Consider the following 2468-nt stretch of genomic DNA (forward strand, 5'->3'; position numbering starts at 1 on the left):
AAACTGTTAAGGAAACAATCGGAGTTGGTGTAAACGAAAAAGCAGCCTTGAGTTCTGATAAAAACTGCCCTTTCGTTTACATCAATTTCGATTTTACCTTGGTGAACAAAGTCGCGTCCCTTTAGCCGATAGCTATGGGGATTCAATCGTTGCTCTTTTCCTTAAGTTTATCATACCGGATGTTTTGGTAAAAGTTTTTTTATTCAAGAAATCAATTTCAGGCATGACAAACAAACCTCCTATGCGGAAGTCATTTATTCTATGCAATTGTAGATTTTAACATCTCATATGTGCATGAAAAGAAGAACTGTATTTATCTTTGCGGGGTGATACCATATTCCCTCCGCAAGAAGAACATTTGCATACATCAATGTGATACAAAACCTTTATCATTTCTACTGCATTTAGATTTTTTAATGTAGAAATGTATTTCTTGCATCCAAGCAGGTTTCTGCAGAGAGTTATCTTTTTTCTCTTGTTTCTACATGATAGCAGACCATAGTGCCGGATTCTGACAAATCGTTTGGGTGGAACATGCATCATGAATCGACGGATGAATTCTTCTCCTGAAATTGTTTTCTCTTTCCAGTGGCCTTCGTTTTTATAGTCTTTTACTGCATATGTAACTGTCGTATCCGTCATGGATTTGATTCGATGATTACTGATTGCTATCCTGTGGGTATATTTTCCAAGATAATTGATAACCGACTGTGCACCATTGAAAGTTTCTTTACAGTAAGTGACCCAGTTCTTTTCATAACACTTATCAAGAAGTTCTTTAAAACGATAGCTGTTCTGATATTTCTCTGCTGTACCATGAAATTTAAGCTTAGAATCATTCCACAGGCTTTTTAACTCATCCAGATATTTTCCACGGAACACTTTTGAGATGACACCATATGGGAGAAAAAAATTTCCACCTGTGTCTTTCCATTTATTTTCATCATCAAGCCCACCTCCAAGAACAATGGTATGAATATGAGGATGATAATTCATTGCAGAGCCCCAGGTATGAAGAATGCAGATATACCCTATATCAGCTCCCAGATACTTTGCATCTTTTGACAATTCATTCAATGTGGCTGAAGCAGCATGATACAGTGCATCATATAACAGCTTCTGGTTGCTGTAAATAATGGAATTCAATTCCTCAGGAACTGTGAATACTACATGATAATAGGGTGCATCCAATACGTTCTCTTTTTGTGCATCAATCCATTTCTCTTTCGGAAACTCCTGGCACATGGGACAGCATCTGCTTCTGCAGGAGTTGTTGTGAACACTGATACATCCGCAGTCCTCACAAACACTGATGTTTACACCAAAAACTCCTGTTTTACAGTTTCTGATGTGATAAGCCGTTTTTCTGTGATGAGCAGGAGGGTTACTCCTCTTTTCATAGGAAGGATAGAACCGTTCAAATACATCCTGTATCGTACATGATTTATCCATAATCATTCACCACCCATCTCATCAAATGGGCTTTTAATACCAAGCAGAGTTTTATTGCTTACATGCAGATAAATCTCTGTTGATTTTGGATCACGATGTCCCAAAAGAGCCTGAATATATTTTATATCGCAGCCTGACTCAAACAGATGACTTGCAAAACTATGACGCAAACAATGTGTGGAGACGTGTTTTTGAATGCCTGCTCTTTCGGCGCTTTCACGAAAAAATTGAATGACACTATCTTTTGTAAGATAATCCCCTGTCCATGAACTTGGGAACAGAATCCCTCTTGGCCTGCCACATTGAAACCAGTATTCTGTCAATATTTCAAGCGTCCGGTCTGCAAGCAAAGTATAACGGTCAGATCGGCTTTTTCCATCGCGGATGTGTATGGTTTTGTTCGTGCGTGAAATATCATCATAATGAAGGTGTGTGACTTCTGAAACACGAAGTCCACCTGAATACATAGTAGCGATCATAGCTTTATGCTTCAGATTTGGTGTAGCATCAAGAATAGCTGATATTTCTGCTTTTGTAAGCACCGCTGGTAACTTTCTGTCCCTTTTCATACGAGGTATGTCATCATCATCCCAATTCATCTTCAATACTTTTTTGTAAAAGAAGCGGATTCCTGAATGGTAGTGATTGTATGTTTCTGGTGAAATCCCGGAAAGTTTCTTTTCAGTTAGGAATGTATCAACATCGTCAGTTGTTAATGCATCTATATCCTTGGCTGTGTGGTTCAAAAAATGAGCAACACTGGTACAGTATGCATGAATTGTGGAATCCTTGAGATTCCGTTTATTCGCAGCAGATCTAATCTGATTAAAAATTTCTTCGTACATAATAAAATCCTCCATGTAAAGTAAATCGTAAATGTATAAACACTGCTTACATGGAGGAGCATTAGCATAATAAAACTGCTTGCCAGAAAGGCAGCTCAATGGTATTCTTATCATAGGCAGTGGGGATGTCGATCCTGTTTGATTGTTGGTTGTGGTGACTTAACAATACTA

The 2468-nt window shown here is 38.2% G+C and carries 2 protein-coding genes; both read right to left on the reverse strand.

The features are described 5' to 3' along the window. Nucleotides 1–276: 276 nt before the first annotated feature. Nucleotides 277–1452 (reverse strand): IS91 family transposase, encoded by a 1176-nt coding sequence (locus PGQ38_RS19185; RefSeq protein WP_230322190.1) that lies wholly within the window; start codon nt 1450–1452, stop codon nt 277–279. 2 nt (nt 1453–1454) lie between these two features. Next, a complete protein-coding gene (locus PGQ38_RS19190) occupies nt 1455–2297 on the reverse strand; it encodes a tyrosine-type recombinase/integrase (RefSeq protein WP_015514772.1) in 843 nt (280 codons plus the stop codon). Nucleotides 2298–2468 lie beyond the last annotated feature (171 nt).

The organism is Blautia faecis (genome assembly GCF_027662325.1).
Classification (GTDB): Bacteria; Bacillota; Clostridia; order Lachnospirales; family Lachnospiraceae; genus Blautia_A; species Blautia_A faecis.